The sequence below is a fragment of the Burkholderia sp. SIMBA_062 genome (genome assembly GCF_046534765.1).
Classification (GTDB): Bacteria; Pseudomonadota; Gammaproteobacteria; order Burkholderiales; family Burkholderiaceae; genus Burkholderia; species Burkholderia ambifaria.
Genome location: NZ_JAWRYD010000082.1, coordinates 1 through 1,830, shown reverse-complemented (window position 1 = coordinate 1,830; position 1,830 = coordinate 1). Strand labels below are relative to the sequence as shown.

Sequence of the window (1,830 nt, the reverse complement as noted above, 5' to 3'; positions counted from 1 at the left end):
ATCACCAATGTCGGTACGTTGAATCTCACCGGTGTCGAAACGGGCGCCACCGTCGAATATTCGACGGATGGTGGCCACACCTGGAACACCAGCTTCAATGCCGTCGAAGGCGTGAATGACGTGCAGGTTAGACAGATCGATGTCGCGGGCAATACGTCGTCGGCCACATCGCTCAGCTTCACGCTCGATACGTCGGCCGACGCGCCCGGTGTCGCGCTCACCACCGATTCCGGTAGCAGCGCCACCGACCGCATCACCAATGTCGGTACGTTGAATCTCACCGGTGTCGAAACGGGCGCCACCGTCGAATATTCGACGGATGGTGGCCATACCTGGAACACCAGCTTCAACGCCATCGAAGGCATGAATGACGTACAGGTCCGGCAGACCGATGTCGCAGGCAACACGTCATCGGCCACGTCGTTCAGCTTCACGCTCGACACTTCGGCCGCTGCGCCCGGCGTTGCATTGACGACCGACTCCGGCAACAACGCCACCGATCACATCACGAACATCGGCACAATCGACGTGTCCGGAGTGGAGACCGGTGCAATTGTCGAATACTCGATCGATGGCGGTCATACCTGGAACACCAGCTTCAATGCAGTCGAAGGCGTGAATGACGTACAGGTTCGGCAGACCGATATCGCAGGCAATACGTCGGATCCGACGTCGTTCAGCTTCACACTCGACACCTCGGCCGCTACGCCCGGCGTCGCATTGACGACCGACTCCGGCAACAACGCCACCGATCACATCACGAACGTCGGCACACTCGACGTGTCCGGAGTGGAGACCGGCGCAGTTGTCGAATACTCGATCGACGGTGATCATACCTGGAACACCAGTTTCAATGCCGTCGAAGGCGTGAATGACGTGCAGGTTCGGCAGACCGATATCGCAGGCAATACGTCGGAGCCGACGACGTTCAGCTTCACGCTCGACACGTCAGCCGCGGCGCCCGGTATCGCGCTGACCACCGATTCCGGCAGTAGCTCGACCGACCACATCACCAACGTCGGTACGTTGAATCTCACCGGTGTCGAAACGGGCGCCACCGTCGAATACTCGACCGACGGCGGCCATACCTGGAACACCAACTTCAATGCCGTCGAAGGCGTGAATGACGTGCAGGTTCGGCAAACCGATATCGCGGGCAATACGTCGGAGCCGACCTCGTTCAACTTCACGCTCGATACCTCGGCCGCTGCACCGGGTGTTGCACTGACCGCCGACTCCGGCAGCAACGCTACCGACCACATCTCGAACGTCGGTACACTCAACGTGTCTGGTGTGGAGACTGGCGCAGTTGTCGAATACTCGATCGATGGCGGTCATACCTGGAACACCAGCTTCAACGCCATCGAAGGTGTGAACGATGTACAGATTCGACAGACCGATGTCGCAGGCAACACGTCGTCGGCCACGTCGTTCAGCTTCACGCTCGATACCTCAGCCGCTGCACCGGGTGTTGCACTGACCGCCGACTCCGGCAGCAACGCCACCGATCACATCACGAACGTCGGCACATTGAATCTCACCGGTGTCGAAACCGGCGCCACCGTCGAATATTCGACGGATGGTGGCCACACCTGGAACACCAGCTTCAACGCCGTCGAAGGTGTGAACGATGTACAGGTCCGGCAGACCGATGTCGCAGGCAACACGTCGGACCCGACCTCGTTCAGCTTCACGCTCGATACCTCGGCCACCGCGCCCGGTGTCGCGCTCACGAACGATTCCGGCAGCAGCGCCACCGACCACATCACCAATGTCGGCACACTGAATCTCACCGGTGTAGAAACCGGCGCCACGATCGAATACTCGACC

The 1,830-nt window shown here is 59.9% G+C and carries 1 protein-coding gene; it reads left to right on the top strand.

The features are described from left to right. Nucleotides 1-1,830, top strand: a 1,830-nt coding sequence (locus tag SB786_RS35425) for a beta strand repeat-containing protein (protein WP_410731467.1), incomplete at both ends; no start/stop codon positions are given.